The sequence below is a fragment of the Aeromonas sp. 600479 genome, assembly GCF_049175515.1.
GTDB lineage: Bacteria > Pseudomonadota > Gammaproteobacteria > Enterobacterales > Aeromonadaceae > Aeromonas > Aeromonas veronii_A.
In genome coordinates this window covers 186,783-209,514 of the sequence record NZ_JAAKVF010000002.1, presented here as the reverse complement: position 1 = coordinate 209,514, position 22,732 = coordinate 186,783, and the positions used below count along the sequence as shown (strand labels likewise).

Annotated in this window: 23 protein-coding genes and 1 other RNA gene; 4 read left to right on the top strand and 20 right to left on the bottom strand. The window is 59.1% G+C overall.

Annotated features, from left to right (window positions below):
- Positions 1–30 precede the first annotated feature (30 nt).
- The gene (locus G5149_RS03685) at positions 31–1,305 is read left to right on the top strand and encodes an amidohydrolase (RefSeq protein ID WP_245095414.1); all 1,275 of its coding nucleotides are present in this window, start codon (positions 31–33) and stop codon (positions 1,303–1,305) included.
- A gap of 81 nt (positions 1,306–1,386) precedes the next feature.
- Here G5149_RS03685 and G5149_RS03680 read toward each other — a convergent pair whose 3' ends face one another.
- Positions 1,387–1,734 carry an RnfH family protein gene (locus tag G5149_RS03680; RefSeq protein ID WP_058059898.1) on the bottom strand — a complete coding sequence of 116 codons (348 nt, stop codon included), beginning with the start codon at positions 1,732–1,734 and terminating at the stop codon, positions 1,387–1,389.
- Entirely contained in the window at positions 1,727–2,161 is a 435-nt protein-coding gene (locus G5149_RS03675; RefSeq protein WP_005334496.1) for an SRPBCC family protein, read from the bottom strand. Before G5149_RS03675 ends, G5149_RS03680 begins: the two co-directional genes overlap by 8 nt.
- A gap of 169 nt (positions 2,162–2,330) precedes the next feature.
- Here G5149_RS03675 and smpB point away from each other — a divergent pair, with 169 nt between their 5' ends.
- Together smpB and ssrA are read left to right on the top strand one after the other, a co-directional pair.
- A complete protein-coding gene (smpB, locus tag G5149_RS03670) occupies positions 2,331–2,819 on the top strand; it encodes an SsrA-binding protein SmpB (RefSeq protein ID WP_005334498.1) in 489 nt (162 codons plus the stop codon).
- A 166-nt stretch (positions 2,820–2,985) separates the two neighbouring features.
- Positions 2,986–3,345: a transfer-messenger RNA gene (gene ssrA, locus G5149_RS03665) on the top strand.
- 300 nt (positions 3,346–3,645) lie between these two features.
- On the opposite strand, the gene G5149_RS03660 is transcribed toward ssrA, so the two are convergent.
- The 9 genes from G5149_RS03660 to G5149_RS03620 form a co-directional block, all read right to left on the bottom strand.
- Complete coding sequence (locus tag G5149_RS03660; protein ID WP_076495082.1) at positions 3,646–3,930, bottom strand: DUF2845 domain-containing protein; 285 nt, start codon at positions 3,928–3,930, stop codon at positions 3,646–3,648.
- 36 nt (positions 3,931–3,966) lie between these two features.
- Positions 3,967–4,191, bottom strand: coding sequence for a hypothetical protein (locus tag G5149_RS03655; RefSeq protein WP_215783570.1), 225 nt, complete (start codon positions 4,189–4,191; stop codon positions 3,967–3,969).
- A complete protein-coding gene (locus G5149_RS03650; protein WP_421211633.1) occupies positions 4,188–6,140 on the bottom strand; it encodes a hypothetical protein in 1,953 nt (650 codons plus the stop codon). The genes G5149_RS03655 and G5149_RS03650 overlap by 4 nt, the downstream gene beginning before the upstream one ends.
- Positions 6,141–6,151: 11 nt before the next feature.
- Positions 6,152–6,556 (bottom strand): hypothetical protein, encoded by a 405-nt coding sequence (locus G5149_RS03645; RefSeq protein ID WP_421211631.1) that lies wholly within the window; start codon positions 6,554–6,556, stop codon positions 6,152–6,154.
- 2 nt (positions 6,557–6,558) lie between these two features.
- The gene (locus G5149_RS03640; protein ID WP_421211802.1) at positions 6,559–7,509 is read right to left on the bottom strand and encodes a LamG-like jellyroll fold domain-containing protein; all 951 of its coding nucleotides are present in this window, start codon (positions 7,507–7,509) and stop codon (positions 6,559–6,561) included.
- A gap of 239 nt (positions 7,510–7,748) precedes the next feature.
- Positions 7,749–8,954 (bottom strand): hypothetical protein, encoded by a 1,206-nt coding sequence (locus tag G5149_RS03635; RefSeq protein WP_421211629.1) that lies wholly within the window; start codon positions 8,952–8,954, stop codon positions 7,749–7,751.
- A gap of 70 nt (positions 8,955–9,024) precedes the next feature.
- Complete coding sequence (locus tag G5149_RS03630) at positions 9,025–12,642, bottom strand: curculin (mannose-binding) lectin protein (RefSeq protein WP_421211627.1); 3,618 nt, start codon at positions 12,640–12,642, stop codon at positions 9,025–9,027.
- Positions 12,639–13,007: a hypothetical protein gene (locus G5149_RS03625; protein WP_421211625.1), complete on the bottom strand. Its 369-nt coding sequence runs from the start codon at positions 13,005–13,007 to the stop codon at positions 12,639–12,641. The genes G5149_RS03630 and G5149_RS03625 overlap by 4 nt, the downstream gene beginning before the upstream one ends.
- The gene (locus G5149_RS03620) at positions 13,004–15,847 is read right to left on the bottom strand and encodes a tape measure protein (protein WP_421211623.1); all 2,844 of its coding nucleotides are present in this window, start codon (positions 15,845–15,847) and stop codon (positions 13,004–13,006) included. The genes G5149_RS03625 and G5149_RS03620 overlap by 4 nt, the downstream gene beginning before the upstream one ends.
- 152 nt (positions 15,848–15,999) lie before the next feature.
- On the opposite strand from G5149_RS03620, the gene G5149_RS03615 reads away from it, so the two are divergent.
- Entirely contained in the window at positions 16,000–16,731 is a 732-nt protein-coding gene (locus tag G5149_RS03615) for a type II toxin-antitoxin system death-on-curing family toxin (protein ID WP_368193629.1), read from the top strand.
- A gap of 63 nt (positions 16,732–16,794) precedes the next feature.
- On the opposite strand, the gene G5149_RS03610 is transcribed toward G5149_RS03615, so the two are convergent.
- The 9 genes from G5149_RS03610 to G5149_RS03570 all read right to left on the bottom strand — a co-directional run bounded on the left by G5149_RS03610 (position 16,795) and on the right by G5149_RS03570 (position 22,725).
- The gene (locus G5149_RS03610; protein ID WP_368193637.1) at positions 16,795–17,544 is read right to left on the bottom strand and encodes a hypothetical protein; all 750 of its coding nucleotides are present in this window, start codon (positions 17,542–17,544) and stop codon (positions 16,795–16,797) included.
- Positions 17,544–17,990, bottom strand: coding sequence for a phage tail terminator protein (locus G5149_RS03605; protein WP_421211620.1), 447 nt, complete (start codon positions 17,988–17,990; stop codon positions 17,544–17,546). The genes G5149_RS03610 and G5149_RS03605 overlap by 1 nt, the downstream gene beginning before the upstream one ends.
- On the bottom strand, positions 17,987–18,400 hold the full coding sequence (locus G5149_RS03600) for a gp436 family protein (protein WP_016350132.1): 414 nt from the start codon (positions 18,398–18,400) through the stop codon (positions 17,987–17,989). The genes G5149_RS03605 and G5149_RS03600 overlap by 4 nt, the downstream gene beginning before the upstream one ends.
- 1 nt (position 18,401) lies before the next feature.
- Positions 18,402–18,863: a Rho termination factor N-terminal domain-containing protein gene (locus G5149_RS03595; protein WP_421211618.1), complete on the bottom strand. Its 462-nt coding sequence runs from the start codon at positions 18,861–18,863 to the stop codon at positions 18,402–18,404.
- 103 nt (positions 18,864–18,966) lie between these two features.
- Positions 18,967–19,875, bottom strand: coding sequence for a Mu-like prophage major head subunit gpT family protein (locus G5149_RS03590; protein WP_227342528.1), 909 nt, complete (start codon positions 19,873–19,875; stop codon positions 18,967–18,969).
- Positions 19,876–19,919: 44 nt separating this feature from the next.
- Positions 19,920–21,068, bottom strand: coding sequence for a phage protease (locus tag G5149_RS03585; protein ID WP_421211616.1), 1,149 nt, complete (start codon positions 21,066–21,068; stop codon positions 19,920–19,922).
- Between the two features lie 256 nt (positions 21,069–21,324).
- Positions 21,325–22,005: a hypothetical protein gene (locus tag G5149_RS03580; RefSeq protein ID WP_421211614.1), complete on the bottom strand. Its 681-nt coding sequence runs from the start codon at positions 22,003–22,005 to the stop codon at positions 21,325–21,327.
- Positions 22,006–22,084: 79 nt separating this feature from the next.
- Entirely contained in the window at positions 22,085–22,525 is a 441-nt protein-coding gene (locus G5149_RS03575; RefSeq protein WP_421211612.1) for a phage virion morphogenesis protein, read from the bottom strand.
- Entirely contained in the window at positions 22,525–22,725 is a 201-nt protein-coding gene (locus G5149_RS03570; RefSeq protein ID WP_076495061.1) for a hypothetical protein, read from the bottom strand. The genes G5149_RS03575 and G5149_RS03570 overlap by 1 nt, the downstream gene beginning before the upstream one ends.
- Positions 22,726–22,732 lie beyond the last annotated feature (7 nt).

Below are 22,732 nucleotides of genomic sequence, written 5' to 3'. Positions count from 1 at the left end.
CCGACAAATCGAATCACCAAGGAAGCCAAGATGACCCTTGAGCACCTGATCCTGTGGCGCCGCGACCTGCACCGCCTGCCGGAAGCCGCCTGGAAAGAGTTTCGCACCACCAGCCTGATTGCCCACCACCTGAGCGAGCTCGGTTATCGCATTGTGCTCGGCGACAAACTGCTGGCCAGCAATCTGATGATGGGGCGTGATGTGGATGTGGCGGCCGAGAAGGCTCGTGCCCGCCGTCAGGGAGCCCATCCCGACTGGCTGGAGCGGATCGGCGATGTCACCGGGCTGATGGGGGAGCTGGATACCGGCCGTCCCGGCCCGACCCTGGCCTTTCGCTTCGATATCGACGCGGTGGAGGTGGAAGAGTCCGATGCCGAACAGCACCAGCCGCAGCAGGAGGGTTTTGCCTCCCACAACAAGGGGTGGATGCACGCCTGCGCCCACGATGGCCACACCGCCATCGGCATGGGGCTGGCCAGCAGCCTGATGGCGATGAAGGAGCAGCTGTGCGGCCGCATCAAGCTCTTCTTCCAACCCGCCGAAGAGGGGTGCCGCGGTGGCAAGGCGCTGGCCGCCGGGGGGGCACTCGATGACGTGGATGCCCTGCTCTCGCTCCATATCGGTATTCACGCTGGCAGCGGCGAGCTGGTGATCAACCCCACCGAGTTCCTCTGCTCCACCAAGTTCGACGTCCACTTTATGGGCTCCGCCGCCCACGCAGGGCTCGAACCCAACGCTGGCAGCAATGCGCTGGCAGCCGCCTGCATGGCCACCACCGCCATGCTCGGCATTCCCCGCCACCGCGACGGCATGACCCGTATCAACGTCGGCCAGCTCCACGCTGGCAGCGGCCGCAACGTCATCCCCGATCACGCCGAGCTGCGCGGTGAAACCCGCGGCGCCGACAGCACGCTCAACGACTATATGTTCAGTCAGGTACAGCGCATCGTCGAAGGGACTGCCCTCGCCCACGGCGTCACCTACCGCATCATCAAACAGGGCGAGGCTATTGCCCTCGACAACAGCCCGGCACTGCAGGCCGAGCTGGCGGCGCTGGCCCGCAAGCAAGGGCTCGCCACCATCCAGACTCGCCGCTTTGGCGCCAGCGAAGATGCCGGTTTTCTGATGGAGCGGGTGCAAAAGCAGGGGGGCGAAGCGGCTTACCTCATCCTGGGGGCCGATCTGGCGGCGCCGCACCATCACAACGAATTCGATTTCGATGAGCGGGTGATGCAAAGCGGGGTCGAGCTGCTGGCCGCCTGGGCACGCGCACGGCTGGGTGTGGCAGAAGCAGCCCTCTCTTGATATCCCCTCGGCCAGCTCACCGGCTAACGGGATCAAAAAAAGGCGCCTCGGCGCCTTTTTTCTGCAAGAAAAACCTGAGCGCTACTCGCGGAGTTTGCGATGCACATCGGGGCGACCACCGGTCACGCTATCGGCTCGCCCCTCCTCTTTGGCCTTCTCGGCCCGCTTTTTGCGCATCTCGCGGGGATCGGCGATGAGTGGACGGTAGATCTCGATGCGATCGCCGTCGTGCAGCGGCTCGCTCCCTTTCACCGGGCGGCTGTAGATACCGAACTTGTTGACCGACAAGTCAATCTCGGGGTGCTTTTGCACGATGCCGGACTGCTCGATGGCCGCCAGCACGCAAGTCTCGGGCGCCACCCGCAGGGCAATCACCGTCTGCTGCTGCGGCAAGGCATAGACAACCTCGATATTGAGCTGGTCAGACACCGTAGACCTCCTTCGCCCGGTTGGAGAAGGCGGAGACCATGGAGCTCACCAGATCGCGGAATACTTGACCAAATGCCACCTCGATAAGCTTGGAGGTAAACTCGAAATCGAGATCAAACTCCACCTTGCAGGCGTCGACATCGAGCGGGGTAAAGGTCCACCAGCCCGCCAGCTTGCGGAACGGGCCATCCACCAGCTCCATCCTGATCTGGCGGTTCACATCCAGCTGATTGCGGGTGGTAAAGGTCTTGGCAATCCCCGCCTTGGCCACATCGACCGACGCCATCATGTAGTCATCGCCAGCCTCGTGGACACGGCTGCCAACACAGCCGGGCAAAAACTGCGGATAGGCATCCACATCGTTAACCAACTTGAACATCTGTTCTGCACTGAACATCACCAGGGCACTGCGCGTAATTCGGGGCATGGCTTTTCCTCATCCAATCGGCGCGATTTTATCACCATGTTTGGGGTTGTGGAGGTAAAACCTCAGCCAAACCGCTCAGAAAGCCACCACTTGACCTGCTGCGCGTTTTACAGCCGCCCCTGCCTACGTATAATACGAGCCTCCTAGTCATTGCCGGAAATCGCCCGTCATGAGCAAAAAAAACAGTAAAAACAAAGCCGGGTCCAGCACCATTGCACTCAACAGAACCGCGCGCCACGAATACTTCATCGAAGAGAAGATCGAAGCGGGTCTGTCCCTGCAAGGGTGGGAAGTCAAATCCCTGCGGGCGGGCAAGGCCAACATCAGCGAAGCCTATGTCATCTTCCGCGATGGCGAGGCCTATCTGTTCGGCTCCAGCTTCCTGCCACTGCAAGCGGCCTCCAGCCATGTGGTATGTGACCCGACCCGCACCCGCAAACTGCTGCTGAGCCGTCGTGAACTCGACAAGCTCGAAAGCCTGATTGCCCGTCAGGGCTACACCATAGTTCCCCTCGCCCTCTACTGGAAACAGTGCTGGGTCAAGGTCGAGATCGGCCTGGTGAAGGGCAAGAAAGAGCACGACAAGCGCGAAGATACCAAGGCCCGCGAGTGGGATCGGGAAAAAGCCCGCATCATGAAGAACAAGCATCGCGGCTAACCTGCTACTGGCAGGATCAGGACGTCAGTTCACCTTCCCCCAGCGCAGCTGGCTCTTCAGGTTCAGCTGCGTACAATAAATCGGCAAACAGACTGGCTGCCAGAGGGAATGGGTATCAACGCCTTGCTATGACAGCATTTTTGCGTACAATCGCAATTAACAACTTGGGGCTGATTCTGGATTCGACAAGATTCACGAAACCCAAGGTGCATGCCGAGGTGCGGTAGGCCTCGTTAATAAACCGCAAAAAAATAGTCGCAAACGACGAAAACTACGCACTAGCAGCTTAATAACCTGCATAGAGCCCTTCTACCCTAGCTTGCCTGTGTCCTAGGGAATCGGAAGGTCATCCTTCACAGGATCGTGTGGAAGTCCTGCTCGGGGCGGAAGCATTAAAACCAATCGAGCTAGTCAATTCGTGGCGTGTCTCTCCGCAGCGGGTTGGCGAATGTAAAGAGTGACTAAGCATGTAGTGCCAAGGATGTAGTAATTTTGGACGGGGGTTCAAATCCCCCCAGCTCCACCAAACGTTTGGAAAGGGCCACCTCGCAAGAGGTGGCCCTTTTTTATCGAGTTTATCCAGGGTGAAAGCCTCAACGTCTCATAGAAAGCGCAGGGGAATATCTGCACTGGGGGCGGTCACGTCCACAAACTGGTCAATTGTAGCCCGCCGCGAAAAATGAAAAATGCTTTCGCTAAAAACGAAAACCCGCCACAACGGTGGTTTTATCAAACTTGGTGAACCGGTTTCGCAGATTTTGATAAGAGGTATCGAGGCGTTAAACGAAGGTATTTAAATGGCCACATCGCGTGGCCATTGTCTTTCTCAGCGGGTGAGGTCTTCTATCTTGACCACCTTGCCGTTGATGATGGTCACGGCCTGGGGGATAGCGTTCGCGCCTTGCTGATACGTCCAGCGCTCCCCGATCTTGGGGGCATCCAGCAGGCGCTCGTCGATAATGTCCTCCTTCATCTGCGGCTGGCCGCAGCTCTTGAGCACATTGAACGATGAGTCGCCATCGCTGATCAAGGCGCTCTTGCAGCGCATGGCGCCTGCGTTAGCAGTCAGGGGCAGCAAGGCGACCAAGCCGAGTAACATCCAGTGTTTCATTTGTCCTCCATTAAAAACTCACTTGAGCCCTCCACTCTACACCTCCAGCTCAAAGGTGGGTAGATCAGGTGCCTCTCCTGCCAGCTCCCCTCCCCTGTAAAACGCCTTTTTGCCGATGGCTACACCAGTGCCACGTACTGTGACCGTTCCACCCGCCAACGCGGTAAGAGTGGTGGTCGTGGTACCTACTGCGGTCACGGTACCAACCAGCAAGGGATCTGCGCCCGGTACCAGCTCCAGGAATCGCTTAAACAGATTCATACAAATCGCTCCACACTCAGTTGCTGGCGTACTGTCATGGCCCTGTTCTGCATCGCAGCAGAGACCCTGACGCCCCGGTTGTAACCCTTCCAACCGTCCACGGCGAGCAACGCCCCAGGCAGGATCAAGCCGGTATCAGCTGACAACGGCAGTTCAATGGTCTGGGTACGCCTGGGCATGGTCTTGGCCAGCCCCACTACACCCTGGGCACGGGCTGCCGTCACATCACACACCAGCGGGTGGGTGATGGTCGGCGCTTGTTGCTCGCCAGCCGTCCCCTGGCGCACCACCCGCGCACTGATGCCCTGATGGCCACCACTGACCCAGATCCCGTTGGTGGCATGACCCGGCTGGAAGTCACTGCCCAAGGTGGTGATTATGGCGCGGGGGATCGCCACATCGGCCACAGCAGTATCAAGCTGCCATGGCACTGTGGGATAACGTGGCTTGATGACCAAATGGCGGTTGCGCTGGTGTGGCAGCACAAAGCCACCGGCCGCCTCGGCCAGGTACCTGACCACCCCGATCGGGGTCTGGTTATCCAGACTAAAGAACCCGGCAGGCACCAACCAGTCAGCCGCTTGCCAATCCAGCGTCCACCCCACCGGCAATACGGCAGCAGCCAGCTGGGCCATGGTCGCGGCAGCAGGCTCGCTCACCGCCTGCGCCAATACATGGGTCGGTGACAAGTAAGCGGTGCGAGAGCGTCCCGTCAGCGTTGCCGACTCGCGGCCAAAGCTCTGGCTCGATTGCCAGCCATCGCACACGCAGTCCCATTGCTGACCGTTGATATGGATGCTGACCTCTTCCTCATCGGTCAACGCAGCCGCCGCGATACGGGGGATCTGGGCGCTGAACTGCCATGCCCAAGAGTCGGTATCGAGCTCGATACTCACCGCCGTGGCAGGAATATCGAGCCCATCGCGTACCCGCACGATCTTTGCTGTATTGCTCACCAGATAGACCCTCCTGGTTGGAATAACGATTGCTGCATCACTGCCGTGCCAAACAAACTCCAGCTCTGCCTCGCCCCGCTTGCGCCCGAACTCCAGCCGCAGGGTGCGCTTGTCCGGGCGCTCCGGGATGATCGGCGGCTTGGGCGGCGGGCTGGTGCCTGGCGCCGGCTGCATCGCCTCCTCCCAGCCGTCGCGCCACACCTTCCAGAGCGGCAGGCCAAGGCGGGTGCGGCGGCCATAGAGCAGCAGGCCAACGGCATCGCCCTGGCTCCACTGGTCGGCCTGCCATGCCTTGTCAAAGCGCGGCGGGTTGCGATAACCGCCGACCTGCCACATTCCAGCCTTGTCCCCCTCGACCCAGAGGGCGCGATTGACTGCGTGGCCGGGGGCCAGATGCTCCACCTGCTGGCCATGGTCGTGACCGGTAGCCAGCCCCTCCTGGTACTGGCTGCTGGCCAGCTCATAGCGCTGGGGCATGATGGCGCTCTGCTCCACCTGCTCACTGCTGGCGGGTTCTGCCTCCTGCCAGCTGACGGTGCCCACGGTGCGGGTCAGCTCTGGCCGCTCCCAGGTACTATCTACCAGACTGCTGACCAGCCCAGCCCGCTCCCACTGGCTTTCCTCGGTAGCGCTCGGGCCACGGAATACGTTGATATCGTACTCCCCGGCGATCACCGGCACAGGCTGCTGATTGCTGGCCGTCATCCCGCACTCAATGACGAATACGCCCACCATGGCGCACTCGGGTGCGGTGGTACTGGCGAGATGGCCCTCCAGCACTACGGCAGCACCCAGCGCGGCTACTGGGCGGTTTGGCTGGCTGGCCCAGCTGGATGGCAGGGTCAGCAGGTCGGGGGAGACGGCCAGGCGCGGCGGCAGTGAGGCGCCAACCAAGATCGCCTCATAGCGCACTACCTCGGCCTGGTTCAGCTCCAGCTGCCCGGTGGTACTGCGGGCCTTGCGTAGTTCTAAGCTCGCATCCTTTCTGGCCATAGAGCCCCCGGTTACGGTTCGGTGATGGTGGCGTTATTGATGCGGATCAGGGCACCGGCAAAGAACTCGCTCGCCGGTATCTCCAGATCGGCGCCACTGCCTGGCACCCCCACATCGAGATCCGCCACAAAGGTGCCATCCCTGTCAGCAATGCGCCCCCAAGTGGGGGTGCCGCTGGCGGTGGCCATCTGCTCGGCCAGGGGTTTCAGGGTCAGTACCCCACCGCTGACCGTCTTGGCACAGGGGTGGGTGAACTTGAGCACCACCAGAGCCAGCTGGTCGGTGATGGCCGCCCCCGGCGCTGGTCTGGTGCCGGTGTAGATGGTCAGGGTTGCGCTGGTACCGCTACCGGTGTCGATGGCAGTCGCCAACTGCTGGGCTCGGCTGGTTCGCAGCGGATCGGCATAGGTGAGCATGGCTAGTTCCTCTTGAACGGTGCCAGCATGGGGAACGGCGCAGCGGCCACACCCCCGCCAGGCGGGTAGGGTTTCGGTGCCTGGTAGTCGGCGGCCACGGCGTTATAGTCGGCGGGGCCAAAGGCGGGATCGTCCTGGGCGACCAGCATATAACGCTTGTTCAGCCACAGCAGATCGAACCGATAGACCCCATCCGATGCGCGGCTGTAGGTCTCGCCAACCAGTTCGCCATCCTGGGTAAAGCAGAGCACCCGCCGCCGCACCCCTACCCCGCTGATGGTCACAGTGCTCTCGATATAGCCCTGCTCCACGTTGCGCACCCCATCGCGGATCCAGAAATAGTCCCTCCCCTTGCAGAGCGGGGTCTGGGTCTGTTGCTGGAGGTTTACGGGGCCTGGGTAGAGCGGTGGGGTGCCACGCCAGGCCACATCTTGCGGCTGGAACTGGCTGCTGGGTTCCTGGTTGGCTGGGATGGTTCTCAGGAATACCGGTTTTAACTCATAATCTGCTGCTCTACGATAAGGCTGACGGGCGGCTATTTCATCGGTGGTAAGCGGCCTGTTATATATAGCCACATCACTGATATTGCAGTTTCCAGTAGCGATACCATTGTTATAGTAAGCCCCTACTGCCAGATAAGTATTGGCGGCCTGCAAAAAGATGTCAGTCGGCACTGTCATGCCGCTATCTTTTACTCCGTCAATATAGACCTCAGTCGCTGTCCCGCCCCCATTGAGCTGAATAACAAAATGATGCGTACCAACACTCAGGTTATCCCAGCCATTTACCGCAGATTGATAATACGATGGGGAGCTGATGGGTGCCCAATAAGAGCAAAACTTTATGCTCTCGTGGTAAAGCATAATGTACCTGCCGTTACTGCCTGTTAGCGGCTGGTTTATCCCTATTACTGCGTTCCACGCTACCAGTTTGTCACCATTGATCCTGAACATCCCTTCAAGTGCGCGGATCTTTGGAAGACTGTTTTGCGCTATACGCAAAGCACTGCCGTTGTTAAGAGTAAGCGTTGACGGCGTGGCATCCGTAGTCAATGGAGCGGCGTTATAGGCCACCGCTCCATCTTGCGTTAAATGACGGTTATTTCCGCTGTGGTCTGTTGCATCTGCTCGCAGCGGCCAATAAGCAAGTAGTCCCTCAGTGGCTTTTATGCTGTCGTAGAGACTGGTCATGCTTACCTCCACGGGCCGGTCAGGTCGAAACCAATCAGAGATCTAGGGTCTTGGTTGTTGACGTTTGCCTGATAAAGTCCACGAATAAACCGCACTTTCTTTCCAGGCATCGCTGGCAGATCACCAAAGTTTTTACGATGCCAGGCGGTGATATCACCATATGGCACGATAAGTCCTGGCATCAATCCGCGCAGATGGTTGCCGCTTTCCAGCACCATGCAAGGGTCGGTAGAGCAGTAAAATCCGTTATCAGGCCCATTTGGTACAGTCAGACCAAATCCAAATCGACCAAATAGCCCCTTTAGCCACCAGGTTGTAGCGCCAAATAGCTGGTGATATGGGCGTGCTATTGCTCGCTGCCCTGACTGATCGAAGGTGGTTAATGGTGTTCCCCAGTTATTTGGGCTAACACCCTCTCTATTATCCCATCGGATGGTGCTATCGGCGGCATTGGTTGATGCGTAGTGGCAGAGTACAGCGTGATAGCGATCACCTGGTCTGACGGAACGGATATAACCAGCGCAATAGACGGTTTGATAACTGGTAATGCCTATAGATGGCAGCCAGTAAAACATCTGTTGATCACCTATCAGATCCCATGTCTTAGAGGAATATCGTTGCGTAGCTGGCCAACGGTGTTCGTAAATAGTGGTGTAGGTGTTGATATCCACCACATCCTCCACCATCGCAATTTTTGCAAGGTAGTGGGTTGATCCATTGACGCCAGTCCAGCCAGCAAATGTGCTGTTATCAATCCGAAACGAGACGTTCCCCGACTCACTGACATTGGTGGGGCGCACGATAAAGATCTTACCGTCCCCGCTTTCGTGGGTGATCGTCCAGCCCAGCGGCGCCACCTTCATGGTCATGGCTGCACCCGAACCGGCAGCGCCAGGGTTGCCACCGTCAATCTCGAACCACACCTGAGTGGTGCTGACCTGCATCACCCGATGCTCGCCGTTGTAGGCAGCAGGGGATACCCCATCGACCTGGATAACTGAGTCTTGCTGATAGGCATGGCCGCCGCTAAAGGTGGCCACCGCCCACCCTTTGGCGGCATCAAACGACAGGGCGCTAATCGTCAGGGTGCCAAAGCCGGTGACCAGCACCGCCTTGAGCAGCGCAGCCAGGGCGCCGTCTGCGGTATCGCCCAGGCTCGGGGCGCCTTGCATTTCGCTTGCGAACCATTTGACCTTGTATTCAGCCATGTTGCCGTTCTCCATTGCGGGGCATTATGCCCCACGAAAAATAAGGGGCGGGGCACGGTGCCCCACCCGGTTAGCGGTTGACGTTGCCGCGCAGTTGCAGCTCAAAACGGTCGCTCTCGCTGGCCGCCACCGATTGCAGTACGGTACGAATGGCCCAGATCGGGAAGTTGGCCGCCTTGGTGTTGAACCGCAGCACGTTGCCGCTCGCCCACCCAGCGCCCCAACCGCGCTTGTCCAGCCGGAAATAGGGCTGGCCGTTGTTGGGGTTGATGGGGGCAAAGTCGGTATTCACATCCCCCAGCGCGATCTGGCCTACATGCTCCCCGACCAGCACAAAGCTGGTACTTGTCTGGAAGATGATGGCCCAGCGCTCCTCCAGGGTGGCGCGGTTGGTGACCACGATAGGGAAATCGGTGTCGTTGTACTGCGCCGTGCTCTGGTCGCCGTCTACAAAGTCCTGCCATTTGTTCGTCCAGGTGCGCTGGTCAAACAGGTTGGTGTAACGCGCCCACAAGTCGCCCATGATCAACGCTGACGACACCAGGGTATCAGCAGCGTCATAGGCGTGAGACAGGGGGCGGGCCAGCACCAGGCGGCCAGAGATCTCCACATCGGTGACCAGACTCATATCCTCAATCCGGTGAACCACCGCCAGCGGCTCCACATAGCCGGTCAGGTTCAACGGAGCGGCCAGGGTGACCACGCCGCTATCCAGATTGACGCTGTAGAGCGCAGGATCGAGCCGCTTGCCGTTCTTGTCCTCCACATGGCAGTAGGCCAGCCGCTGGCGCCCGGTATTGAACTGCTGGCCAGTCGTCACCCCCATCGGGTAGGCACCGCGCTTGGTGCTATGCACCACCACGATGTTGCCCTTGCGGATAAACGGCACCCGGCCATCAGACGGCAGCCGCACCGGATCCAGCCCGATAATGTCGGCATCGAGCGGCAGATAGCTGAACACCACGCAGTTGAAGCGGATGGAGTCGGCCACCACGCTGATCGGCTTCCAGATCTTGCCATCCTCCCCCACCTGTTCAGCGTCATACCATGGCTGGGTCTCGTTGCCAGCCGCCGTGACCTTGCGGCCAAAGCGCACGGTCACGATGCCGGTCTGGTAGTTCACCTTGCCATCCATGTCGGTGGTGGTGAAAAAGCCGTCCCCGTCTGCCGTGGCCTCGATACGGCGCCCGCTCGCAGTGTTGGCGCTGATGTAGAGGCTGCCCGGTGCCAAGGGTGCGCCTGGGGTGCGGAACGTCACCGCATCCACTGACTGGGCACTGAATGAGGTGGCCAGACTCTGGAGCGATGGCTGGGCCGGTTGCCCGGCTGCCCAGTCGGCCAGCACCGCCAACCCGTTGGAGTAGTCGATGGTGCCCGCCTGGATGCCTGCCCCGGTTGAGGGATCCGGGTCGCGGTAGAGCAGCCCTTGCCGGTCAACGTAGGTAGAGCCGCCCAGGGTGAAGCGCATCGACCCCTCCAGAATCGCCTCGGCAAAGCCTGGGGTAACGTCTATGCGCAGCGCCTGGGCGGTCAGAGTGGCATTCTGGGCCTCGGCGCTGTTGTTGTTGCGGTAGGTCACATCCACCCAGCCCTGCTCGCCGTCTGGGAACGTATAGGCGGTGTTGTGGTACTCGATACCGGTCATCGTCCAGCGCTGCACCGCGATCTGGTTGTTGCCTTCCCAGCGGGTGCCCACGGTCACCCAGGCGTATTTCGGCTTGGGCAGGGGGCTGGATCCATCCGGCATAAAGTGCAGGGTGCCCGCCGCATAGTCGATGGCACCCAGCACCACACCGCTGGCATCGATCAGCTTGCCCAGCCCGTCATCGCGCAGGGTGATGATTGGATCGCGGGTCTGGATCACCAGCTCCTGATCGTCCACATCGAACTTGTGATAGAGGGCGTTGAACTTGACCCGCACCGATCCCGGTGTGAGGTTGTGGGCGCCGCCGCCGTCCTTGCCGTCCAGGGTGATGGAGAGGTGCCCCACCTGGCCGGGGGTATTGAGGCGCCCCGGTTCGATATGGCGCTCGGTCACCGGCTCACCGTACTGGTACTGGGCGGCGTACTCCTGACCCAGTGCGGGCAGGGTGACGTGCTCCAGGTCGATGATCCCCTCGGCATAGTTGATGATGCCGGTGATATCGCCGGTTATCTTGCCGTCCCCCGCCGCATCGGTGGCCCGCTTGCCGCTGCCCCAGGTGAGGATCACGCTCTTGGGGGTGATCCCCTTGTGGGGGAGCTGCCAGGCGCTTTTGCCGATGCTGATGGCTTGGCCGCTGCGGTTGGTGTAGTTCACCGGGGTGGCCCAGCTGAACATGATGGAGGTATCCACATCCGGCAGGGCGCCCAGGGTCAGCATGATCGACCCGGTGGCCAGGTTGATGGTGCCAGAGCCATAAGAGCGGTCGATGCCCAGCAGCTCCCCGCGCCCGTTGTCTTTCAGGTCATACCATTTGCCTTGCGCCATAAAGCTGACGGTAGTGGTGCCAGGCGCCGGGGTCGGATGCAGGGTGATGGTGTAGGCATAGCCCCGGTTGTTGGCCTTGACCTCGATCCGCGCCGTGTCAGCGATACGGGCAGGGCGGGCCGCTGGCCAGAAAGAGACGGTCTTGCTCTGGGTGCCGTAGTTCGGGCACTGGGCGTTGAACTCCAGTTGGCCACGGCCATAGTCGATGGAGCCGACCACCGACCCGGCAACAACCAGCTCGCCGCCCTTGTCGGTGATGGTGGCCGCGCCGATGGTGATGGTCACGGTGCCAGGCTTGGCACCGCTGCCCAGGAACAGGCCACGGCTCGGGGCGATCACGGCGGCGGTGGTGATGCTCACCAGCCCCCGGCCAGAATCGACCAGGCTGGCCAGCTCACCGGCAGCGGTCAGATCCACCGCCGGGGTTTCGCTGCGGGCCGCTGGCACCAGCTGGGTAAAGATGGTCTTGGCCCGTACCTGCATCGAGCCAAAGGCCGCATCTTCAACCATCTTGGTGCTGGCAAAGTAGTTGGCCGCATCCGCCACCACGGTTTCGCGCAGGGCGGTCTTTGGGTTGGTCACCACATCATAGGGGGTCGGCTGCTCACCCTCGAAGGTGTAGCGCAGCGGATCCGCCAGGGTGCAGGTGACCACGTTGCGGGTGAACTCGGGTACACCTTGGATCTGGAACTTGGTCAGCTTCTGGGTTACCTCCAGCACCCGCACATACTGCTCGAACTCCCCGGCCTTGTTCTCGTTGCCGACCAGCACCAGGGTTTCGCCCACCTCCGGCAAGCGGGCCTCAACCCGCTGGAAGAAGCGGATCGCCCGCTGCCCTTCCAGCTGGGTATCGTAGAGAAAACCCTGCCACTTTGGGCCACGCGCCAGATAGCGCTCCACCACATCGCGGGCATTGTTGCGGGTGTCGTGGTGGTCTTTGGTGGTCATCAGGGCAAGGCCCACGTTCGGATCGTAGGGCGGCAGCAGCACGGCGGCATTCGCACCATAGTAGGTGTCGGTGTCGTCCGTCTGCACCGCCAGAAATACCTTGCGCAGGTTCACCACCCCATAGGCCCGATCCAGATCGCTGATATCGGGAAACATTGAGTTATGTTCGCCGCTGACGATCTCCTTGCCGGTGATGCGCCCGCCACCGTCCTCGGTGTCCGTCATCCGCTGGCTGGCCATCAGCTTGATATCGCCAGATAGAATGGTCATGGGGTTACCTCAGTGAGATTCAGGGTCAAGGCATAGGGGTCGCCCCCTTCCGGGTCGGCCATCTCGATCAGTGGCATGGCCACCACACCAGGGCGGCGCCACATCACGGTGCGGGCCACGCCATCGAGCAGGGTCAACGTCATCAGCCGGGCCACCTGTGCCTCCAGCACCTTGAGCTCCTGCACCTTGGCACGGGAGCAATGCCCGATCAGGGTCAGCGGCCGCCCCTCGGGCTTGGCGGTCTCCTCCACCAACAGGGCGCCGCTCAGGGTCGGGGTCACCACCTGCTCGACCGGCGCCCACTCGAACTCGTCGCGCCAGACCAGATCATCTGGTAGCAGCACGCTGTTTAAGGTCACGTTCATTGCCGCAGTCCTTGCTGTTTAAGAATGTTGATAAAGGCGTTGGCATTGGCCTCATCGGCCTGCAGTTCGGCCGAGCCTCCCGCTCCTTTGAGCTCGATGGTGATCCGCTCTGACAATGGCCTGCGCGTCCCTGGGGTGTTGGGGCCTGGGGCTGGCTGCTCTACAGTTGTGACTGGTGGCTGGGTGGCGGCCTGGTTAGTTTTGGCACTCTCTTTGGCAAGAGCCTTGTCGAGCTCCTCCTTGAGGCGTGCCCGCATAGCCTCCATCTCCTTTTGGAACTTCTCGCCGTAATACTTGCTCCACTCGCTGTAAGCCGGAATGTCTTTGACCTTCTGGCTATAGCGGGCCAGCTCATCCTCAACACCAGCCAAGGTGTTGGCCAGCCCCTCGGCATTGCCGCGCAGGCCGTTGAGATCCACGGTTTTGTAGTAGAAGGAACCGGCGTTCACGGTGCGGGTGATATCGCCTCGACCACCGCCCCCGCCACTACTGGTGAGGCTGGCATTCGTCTGCTTGGCTTCATCCTGAACACCTTTAAGCCCCGCCCGCATCGCATCGGTGGCCCCCTTGGCCCGTGCGGCGGCCTCGTCAAAACCATCACCAATGGCCGCGACGGCCTGCTTGGTATCGCCGCTCCCCCCTTTCACCTTGGCCATGGCATCGGCGGCGATAGCCATGGAGCGAGCCAGCGCATCCCCAGTGATTTTTCCCTGGGCGGCCAGTTGCTTCTGACGCGCGATCACCGCATCGATCTCGGCGGTGGTCTTGGCGCTGTTGTAGGCGGCGGCCAGCGCCTCCTCGATGGCGGTACTACTGGCACCCGTGTGCGCCACCAATACATCCAAGGCTCCGATGGTCTTCTGAAATCCCTCGCCGATACGGCCATTGGCCTGCTCGAAATCAAGGCCGAGCACCTTAAACGCCTCAGCCAGTTTGGCTGGGCCATCAGCTGCGGTTTGCTTGGCCACCGCATTGATCTCGGCCAGATAATCACGGGTACTCTTGGCCTCATCACCCAGCGCTTTAACGGCTGCAGCACCCTTCTGCCAGCTTCCAGTGGCCTCGTCGTAATGCACCTTGCCTTCGGCGACCAGGCGATCGAGATCCGCCATGCTGGTGATGGCAAAACCCAGCTCCATTGACAGGGCGGCAAACTGACCGTTGAGGCTGGCTTGAGTCTCGGAGCGCAGTGCCTGAGCCTCCCGGAGCGCCAGCTCAGCCTGCACCAGTTGGCGCAAGGCAGAGGCGAACTGGGTGATCTGGATGATGGATTCGACCGTCACGGCAGCCAGCAACCCCTTGACGGCCAAGCCCAGGGCCCTAACACCGATCGACGCAGCTGCCGCTGCAGTTCCAGCAGTGGTCATCCCGCCTGCCGCCGTCGCTGTCGCCACCGGCATGGCGATAAACTGGGCATAAAGACCGCGCAGCTCGCCGATCCAGCTGGCAATTTTTAATCCCCACCAAGCCTGGGCCAGCACGGTCAGCGCGGTGCGCCACTCATAGAGGGTCTGGATCAGCGACTTGAGGGTTTCCCCCATGGAGATAAAACCATCGGAGAGGCGCTGCGCCCACTCCTGCAGGCGACCATCATTGGCCATCCTGTCGAATTCAGCGTTAAGGTTGGCCAGCTGGTTTTTGAGCCAGGCCAGCGCCCCGCTCTCGGCCACCATCCGGTAAAACTTGGCGAGGTTGTCCTGGGCATTGGAGATAAGCCCGGAAAGCAGACTCATGTTGTCGGCAGCCGCCCCGCGCGATTGGGTGGCAATCTCATTCATCAGCGCAGAGATGGTCTCGCGGCCCAGCTTGCCTGCCTCAGAGAGCTTCTGCAGTTCAGCGGTATTCTTGCCGGTCACCTGTTCCAGCATCTGCCAGACCGGCACGCCCCGCTCGATCAGCTGCAGGATCTCCTCACCCTGCAGCTTCTGCTTGGCCCAGGCTTGGCCAAGGGCCAGAGAGATGCCCTGCACCTCTTCAAAACCCCCGCCCAACTTGAACGCTTGATCGACAATCCCCTGCATGGCCCCCGCCATGGGGTCGATGCCGAACGCCTTAAGGCGCACGAACACCTGAGTGACTTCACTGAGCTGCAGGGGGGTGTTCTTGGCAAAGTCCTGGATCCAGGCTGACGCCTCTTTGCCACCGGCAATCGACCCCATCACAGCCTTGAGCTGCACATCGAGGCGCTCGGCCTGATCGCCAGTCTGGAACATGGCCATCAGTTGGCTGGTGAGGGTCTGGATACCGAACCAGGTACCGGCCATGGCCACCAAGCGGCCGGTCAGACTGCCAATGGCCCCTTGCAAGCCACCAGCATGCTGACTGCCCTGGCTTAACTCGCGCCCCAGCCGTTCGGTCTGGGCGACACTCTTGGTCAGCTCACGCTGCAGGCGCTGCTGTTCCTGGGCAAGATTCTTGGTGTCGAGCCCGGACTGCTTGAGCCCTGCGTGCAGGCGAGTATGACTGGCGGCCTGAGCGACCAGCTGGCGCTCCAGCTGCTTGACCTCGGAAGTCAGCAACCGCTCTTGTTCGGCCAGCGCCTTGGCGTCACCGCTGCCTGCTTGCTGCTCGCGGCGCAACTGCTCCAGCTTGTCACGGCTGAGCACTGTCGCCAGTTCGAGCTGGGTCAGGGCGGCTTTTGAGTCATTGAACTGCTGGATCAGCGCCTGCTGGCGGCTTAACGATTCGAGGCTCTCGGCCAACTGCGCCGTTTCGGCGGCCGTCTCGTCTGAGATAGGGCCCAGCTCCTGCACCTCACTCGCCAACGCGGCCAGATCTTCCCGACCGGTGACCTTGGCCGCCAGCTCCAGGGCAAGTTTGAGGGTGGTAGAGGTGGACATGGGGCATTCCGATCAGATTCAGATATGCCCTATGGTAACGAATAGGGAGTGAACAGGGATTTATGGTGAATTACAGAGATATCTCACATGAATACCGTAGTCTTTCGATTAACCTACGAAGTTCGAGTCTACAGCTATAGGTCAAAACCAACATGGATGCATCCACAATTGTTTTCATTCACGAATATCTAACAGAGTTCTTCGCCGACAAAGATGATCCAATTAGCCCGCCGGGAGTGAAAAATTTGGGTACTATCGAGTCAGCTTCTGCACGACCTTTTTCAACAGTAGGTGGACAAGATGCCTATCCAACTGTCTTTTTGAAGGCCGCATCTCTATGTCATAGCATTGCGGGAAATCACTCCTTCCATAATGGGAATAAACGAGCCGCGCTACTTGCTACTTTGTACTTCCTTAGTGAATATGGTTATTTGCTTGATCGGTGCAACGACGATGAAATGTACGAGTTCATGCGAGCAATAGCCGCACACGAAATCTGCCAAGACCGAAATGATGAAGTGCCAATAATTGCCGAATGGCTTGAGCGACATTCTAGAAGGCAACAAAAGGGGGAAAAACCTCTTAAACTATCCGACCTTCGTGAATCTCTCGGACGATTTGGTTATGAACTCAATGACTTGGGACATAAGCTAGATATCATCGATAACCAAGGAAACATTGTAGAAACCATCCTCAAGAAAGGGGCCCGTGGCTTTGAGGACTACGACCAACCATACATCGCAGGAATAAGAAAACGCCTTGGACTTACTGCCGAAGAAGGCGTTGATAGTGCACGTTTCTACGGCCAGAAAGGTATTTCTGATGACCTGAATCAATTCATGACGCTGCGCATTGAAGTGATGAAACGTCTGGCACAGATTTAACATCAAGCATCCATTTGGCGACACATAAAATGGCGGGATTCCCCGCCATTTTCTTTCCACACATCACACTGTCACTGGCCGATCCACATAGAAGGGGGCGGTCTCGCCATCCACGGCCAGCAGCTCCCCCTCCAGCTCGATCTCGATGGGCTTGTCGCTCATAAAGTCCACCGCCTTCTTGGGCGACAAGCTGGCACGGGGCACTGTCAGTTTGATGGCTTCGCCACTGACGATACTGCGGCCATCAAGCAGCAGTCGCGCCTTGATCTCCGGCTGGATGTTGCCCGCGATGCGGGTACCGGTCACCGCGTTATAGGTACCGCTGACCGTCAAGCTGCCGCCGTCCGCCACCGAGCCACCCTTGATCGCCCGTACCAGCCCGAGCGCATAGTTGACCTCGATATCGGTACCCACTACCAGCGCCGTGGCCCCTTCCTTGATGGCCAGACCGGTTGCGGCAATATTACTCTTGCCAAGCTGGGCCCACTTCGGATAGGCGGGCAAAACGACCTGCAGATCAGTCAGCGTCCCGGCCCCCTGATTGATGGGGCTCTCCAGCCCCATAAAGGCGGCGGCCAGCAGCACGGGCGGGATCTCGGTGGTCTTGATGGTGACCATGGCAGGCTTGGGAATGTGGTAGTTCTCCCGCGCCTGACCGTATTGCCCCTTGCGCTTACTGGGAATGGAGATCTTCTGGCTGTCGGGTTTCACTTCCAGGCTATCCACATCGATGGGGCCAATCACCCCGACCGAGACCCCGTTGGTAAAGGTCTCGATAAAGAGATCCCCTTCCAGGTGCAGTGTTTCGCTCATCATCGCTCTCCTTTGAATTTCACTCGGGTAGTAAAGGCAAGCGGCAAGTAAGCCGCACCGCCGCTGTAACTGGGTTTTACCGGTGGGGTTTCGCGGCGAAAGGTACTGTCACCACATGCTCGCCCACTGACGGCCTGCAGGATGCGGCCAAGCCACACCCCAGCACTGACCTCCTTGGGGCTGGCACGATGTACCAGCACCAGCAACCAGAGCTGATCAAAGCTGCTGGCCCGGCCTGACTGGGTGCCTTCGCTCTCACGTTCGCCCTGATAGACCACATGCACCGCCGGACTGTGCTGGCCCAGATTGGCGATGGCCGCCACATCGGTGGCCACAAACACCTCCTTGAGCCCAGCAGGTTTGAGGGGGGTCAACAGCTCACGCAGCCGCTCGCCCGCCTGCAGGTAGTCGAGTTCGGTACCCGACTGGTTGGCTGGTTGGCTCATAGAAAGCCCCCCTTATCCCGCCCGAACACCCGCCCATCCGACTGCAGTTGAGCCAGATTCTGGCTCTCCAGGGTGGCGCCATCGGATGCCAACCCCAGCGCCAGCTCCCCCTTGCCAACCGATTTCAGAAAGGCCAGGGCCGCCTCATTACGCTTGGCTATCTGCTCCGGGGCCTGTTCACCATAGAGACGGTGACGGGCGATATCGGCGCAGATAGGTACCAGGGCACTCGGGATATGGGCCAGCGGCAAGGGATAGCGACCCGCCAGATAGCCATCGATCAAGGCGCCTGCATCCTGCAGGGCGATGGTGATGGCCGCCTGATCCAGCTCACCGGTCGGCGTCATGGCCAGGCGTAGCAACTCGGCCTCGCCAAAGCGGATCACCATGTCATTGACGCTGGCGTACATATCACTGCTCTCCGTTCTGGCCAGATGACTGCTCATCCTTGACCGGGTATTGCACTTCGGTCGCGGCGATCGCTGTCACCAGTTCGGCCTTCTTGAGCTTGGCCGCCTCCGGGATACCAATCTGCAGCGCCAGCTCGCGCAGCTCATCGACCTTCATCTCGGCCAGCGGCGTGACCTTGCCAGCCAAGGTGGCAACCCCTGCCAGATAGCCCGAACCGGTCAGGACGCCCAGTGTTGCGTCCAGATCCCCAGGCGCCGATGGTGCATCACCTGCCTGAAGGCTGGTGTCTTCAGCCAACCGGACGACCACCAGACGCGGGTCGTTCTCCAGGGTCGCGCACTGCTCAGGCGACACAACCATCTCAGACTTGCCCGGTACAATCGGCAGGCCCGCGCGAAAATAGACCTGACGAACTGTTGACGTAATCCCCACTCGAATAGCCAGTTCCATCTCTTGTTCCATCTCATGTTTTCCTCGTCGTATCTGATAGAGAGGCTGTTTAAACCGGGGGTTAAACAGTGCCTGGCAGCTGTTTAACCCCGCTTTAAACAGGCATAACGCAGGGTTAGAGGTAGTCAGCCACCACCAGCTCCAACTTGCCTTTCAGCTCGTTGCTGCTGCTGCTCGACAGCTCTCGCTCCAACATCTGGGTCGCCAGCTTCTCAAGGGAGGGGGGTACCACCAACATGGTGGCCTTCACCCCAAGCTTGCGGCCGCCATCAGCCTGAAACTCCCGCATCTTGGAGAAGGAATCCCACAGGTTGTCGGGGGTTAACGCCCGCTTGTTGGCAAAGGCCAGTTGCCAGAAGCCAAAGCCTGCGGCATCACGGCAATCGACCCCGTAGCGGAACTCCTTGCGGGTGAATACCGCTTCGTCATCGATCTTGGTCATGGCAATCAGCTGCGGTGACTTGCGATCCTGGAAGATGACCGGCTTGAGGGCACGGCTGGTATCGAGCAGGAACCAGGGCTCCCCCTGATAACCGGCATCCACCACCACGTTGGCAGTCATCACAGGGGTACCGGTGCCATCGGCCTTGGGATAGACCGGGTGATCGGTGTCGAAGAAATACTGGCCGTCATAGCAAGGCGTGGTGAAGCCAGCACCGAGCAGACCGAAACAGAGCTCATCGGGGTGAATGCCCGCCGAACGGCCCATCTCGGCAAACATCGGCGCGTAGATACCCAGCTCGTCATCTTCGATATCGTTGCGATCGACGCCGACGGTGGCCTCGAAGTCTTCGTTGACGATCTGGTAACCGTGCGCCTTCATCGACTCGATCACCCGATCACCGACCCACTTACGCAGATTGGGGAACTTGCCCAACCAGCCATAGGTGTTGGACTTGGTGGTCGATTTGATCACGGTGGCGATCTTGGTGTACTGGGCAGGCGCTTCACTCTTGGCGTCTTCAAAGTTCTTCTTGAAGCCGGTGAAGAGGGACTGCAACAGCGCGGGTGTAATCATGGCCATACGGGTGTTCCTTCTCTGGATAAATGGCGTGGTAGGGTCTGCGCTTAAGCCTGCTTGGCCTTGGCAAACTCCTCGTGGCTGATACCGAGCTGGTCGGCGGCATACTTGTCATCCGCCGAGAGCACCGCATCCCCCTTCTTCTCGGGCAGGGTCACCTGAGTGGTCTGGCTGGCGGACAGTGCGGCAATCGCCGGACGGGGATCCAGCAACGCCTTAAGGGCAGCTACCCCTTTCTGGGCGGCATAGGCGGTCAAATACTCTTCTTCGGCGGCCACCACCTTGCCCTGGGTACGGGCTTCCTTGATCAGGGTTGCGGCATCCGTGGTTTCCACCTTGGCGCTTAAACTCGCAACCTGGGCAACCAGGGCGTTATAGGTCGCCACCGGCACGAATTGCGCCAAGTCAACTTGGCCACCCGGCTGCGCTTTGAGCGCGGCCAGCGATGCCTTCTCGGCAGTGAGTGCCGCCTCCAGCTCCGGCGCTTTCTTGGCGCTGGCCTGCAGGCTATCGAGCTCGGTGAGCGCCTTCTGCAGTTGCTCATCAGTGGGATCGCCGGTCAGCTCGATGCCAAGCTTGGCCAGCAGCTTTTTCAGCAGTTCATTCATGGATGTCTCCTTGGAGGGGTTGGCCAGCTGGCCAGGTTGGGAAGCGGGTAGCGCACTGAGCGCCGCCAGAGCCTGCATACCCACCACACCGGGATCATTGGTGATGGCGGCCATCCGCAGCTCCAGCGGGCGGCCCTGGGCGTCATAGGGAAAGACGGCAGAAAGGAATCGGTACTCTTTGGCAGCCACCAGGGCAGCGGCACGATCCGTCCAGCGCGGTTTGATAAAGAGGCCCTGCCCCTCACGCCATTCGATCTCGTCACCGTTGAACCAACCGGCAGCCGGAGCCTCCTTGCCAGTCTTTTCGATATGGAGGGTCTGGTGGTCGTAGTCGATCAGGATGTCTTGCCCGAGCGCTTTGGCTCGATTGATCAGGGTGGTGGCGATGCTCTTGTCGAGCTGCCAGTGACCACCAGGAACATCAAAGGGGCGGCCATCGCGGGCCTTGAACGGGCCGACCGGCAGCAACTGGTACCAACCGTCGTCGCTCGGGCCAAGGGCTGCATCGAGCACGGCCAACCCCAGGGCGGTTGGTCTCGCATTCAAGATGGCCACGGCAATGGCGGAACTGGCGGCAGATAGGGACATCACTCTCACTCCGGCTTGGTGCGCAAAAAATCACTGAGGCCAGTGTCAGGGAATGGAGTGAGATGTGGGGTTTATGGTGGGTTACTGCATCACGGGGTGAATTGGGGGAGCTCTGATGTACGGCAATGCCGTTTAAGGGTGTTTAACAGGCTCACCCTGCGTTTCATGCTAGATCCCTAACCACAATGTAGCCTCCTGAAGAAGGAATGCTGCTTAGGAGGCTACAGAGACACTAGAGCTAATAATGCATCGAGATTTACATTGCAGCCTTGTTAAAGTTAGCAATGACCTTATATTTTAGATATTGATTTGTTGCCTCAATAATCTCTATTCTTGCACCTTTATAGCCAATAACAGAAGACTCTTTGAGGTCATACTCCACATCATTATTAAATGCTGGTCGAGCTACATTACCTGAAAACTCTCTATACCCAACATTGATTTTATCACCAACTTTCCCACTATAAATTAGCGTTTGCTGAAATGAATTCATCGAAAGCGTTGGCTTTTTGATCATTTCAAATGGAGCATTTTTTTCACAGCTAGCCGCATGAAATGCAGTAATGACACATAACTGGCTTTTATCGTTGTATGCTTGAATACTAACCCATGGATCTGCCAATACTGCTTTATCTACCTGACCGCTCTCAGCATCTCCTGTTGGAACATAGAAACCAGACTTACCGTCTTCACCATGTTTCATGTAATACCCAGGCATGAGCGTGTATGCAAAACCAATGTCTATGTTGCTAGAAATTTTAATTGCATCGTTCTCAGCATACGAGCCTTGCTTTAGAAGCTCCTCTCCAACTTGTACGGTTTGTATACTTCCTATTGCTGGCTCACTAATGTTTTTAGTCTCAGGCCTATAGTTATATTGTGGTGTGGCACAGGCTGTAGTTATTAAAGAAAGTCCAATAATTATCAATCCCTTCACTATTCACCCCCAAAATAAATATTAAAAACATAAAGCATGAAATATAACATCGAAACGAGATAATATGTAAATATCAAATTTAGCTCAAGTTAAAATATCCTTCCAGCGTCTCCAACACGCTCTGTTTATCCTCTTCTGACAGCCCCAGCCAGGGGCGCTCGGGCAGGTTGATCTCGGGGCGGCCGAAGTGGTGGGCGGCGCCATATTCGAGCGGGGTGCCGAAGTAGAGGGTCTGGGGTTCAGCCTGATAGTTGAGGGTATCGCGCAGATCGTCGTTCAGACGCAGTATCTCATCGGCATGACGCGACTTACGGGCACGGTACTTCTCCGAGAGCGGGGCCCAGGGCTCCCCTTCCGGGCTCTCTTGGGCATCCCAGAGATCCCGGTGCGACAGCTGCAGCCCTTCGCCGATATCGGCCAGCGGCTCACTGAGATCACCGGTTTGCTGGTAGAGCTTGGCCAGCAGTTCGTGGGCATCGGCCACCCCATGGTGGCTGATGGCAATAAAGCTACCGGCCATCAGGCATCGTCCTCCATCCCTATCATGTAGGCGAATGCCTGTTCATCGGCATTGAGCAACGCTGCAGACCAGAGATCCCCCAGATACTCTGCCTCTTTGCCAGATGCCTTGGCACAAAGTGATGCCAGCGTTTTGACATCATCCAGCGTTAGCAGATCACCCGACTCAAACAAGGCGTTTGCTTGCTCCAATAGCTTCATTGTTCAC

Bases quoted from the DNA above. Each gene is read 5' to 3' on its own strand.
- G5149_RS03685 (WP_245095414.1), top strand. From the start codon at position 31: ATGACCCTTGAGCACCTGATCCTGTGGCGCCGCGACCTGCACCGCCTG.
- G5149_RS03675 (WP_005334496.1), bottom strand. From the start codon at position 2,161: ATGCCCCGAATTACGCGCAGTGCCCTGGTGATGTTCAGTGCAGAACAG.
- smpB (WP_005334498.1), top strand. From the start codon at position 2,331: ATGAGCAAAAAAAACAGTAAAAACAAAGCCGGGTCCAGCACCATTGCA.
- G5149_RS03660 (WP_076495082.1), bottom strand. From the start codon at position 3,930: ATGAAACACTGGATGTTACTCGGCTTGGTCGCCTTGCTGCCCCTGACT.
- G5149_RS03655 (WP_215783570.1), bottom strand. From the start codon at position 4,191: ATGAATCTGTTTAAGCGATTCCTGGAGCTGGTACCGGGCGCAGATCCC.
- G5149_RS03650 (WP_421211633.1), bottom strand. From the start codon at position 6,140: ATGGCCAGAAAGGATGCGAGCTTAGAACTACGCAAGGCCCGCAGTACC.
- G5149_RS03645 (WP_421211631.1), bottom strand. From the start codon at position 6,556: ATGCTCACCTATGCCGATCCGCTGCGAACCAGCCGAGCCCAGCAGTTG.
- G5149_RS03640 (WP_421211802.1), bottom strand. From the start codon at position 7,509: ATGTTCAGGATCAATGGTGACAAACTGGTAGCGTGGAACGCAGTAATA.
- G5149_RS03635 (WP_421211629.1), bottom strand. From the start codon at position 8,954: ATGGCTGAATACAAGGTCAAATGGTTCGCAAGCGAAATGCAAGGCGCC.
- G5149_RS03630 (WP_421211627.1), bottom strand. From the start codon at position 12,642: ATGACCATTCTATCTGGCGATATCAAGCTGATGGCCAGCCAGCGGATG.
- G5149_RS03625 (WP_421211625.1), bottom strand. From the start codon at position 13,007: ATGAACGTGACCTTAAACAGCGTGCTGCTACCAGATGATCTGGTCTGG.
- G5149_RS03620 (WP_421211623.1), bottom strand. From the start codon at position 15,847: ATGTCCACCTCTACCACCCTCAAACTTGCCCTGGAGCTGGCGGCCAAG.
- G5149_RS03615 (WP_368193629.1), top strand. From the start codon at position 16,000: ATGGATGCATCCACAATTGTTTTCATTCACGAATATCTAACAGAGTTC.
- G5149_RS03610 (WP_368193637.1), bottom strand. From the start codon at position 17,544: ATGAGCGAAACACTGCACCTGGAAGGGGATCTCTTTATCGAGACCTTT.
- G5149_RS03605 (WP_421211620.1), bottom strand. From the start codon at position 17,990: ATGAGCCAACCAGCCAACCAGTCGGGTACCGAACTCGACTACCTGCAG.
- G5149_RS03600 (WP_016350132.1), bottom strand. From the start codon at position 18,400: ATGTACGCCAGCGTCAATGACATGGTGATCCGCTTTGGCGAGGCCGAG.
- G5149_RS03595 (WP_421211618.1), bottom strand. From the start codon at position 18,863: ATGGAACAAGAGATGGAACTGGCTATTCGAGTGGGGATTACGTCAACA.
- G5149_RS03590 (WP_227342528.1), bottom strand. From the start codon at position 19,875: ATGGCCATGATTACACCCGCGCTGTTGCAGTCCCTCTTCACCGGCTTC.
- G5149_RS03585 (WP_421211616.1), bottom strand. From the start codon at position 21,068: ATGTCCCTATCTGCCGCCAGTTCCGCCATTGCCGTGGCCATCTTGAAT.
- G5149_RS03575 (WP_421211612.1), bottom strand. From the start codon at position 22,525: ATGGCCGGTAGCTTTATTGCCATCAGCCACCATGGGGTGGCCGATGCC.
- G5149_RS03570 (WP_076495061.1), bottom strand. From the start codon at position 22,725: ATGAAGCTATTGGAGCAAGCAAACGCCTTGTTTGAGTCGGGTGATCTG.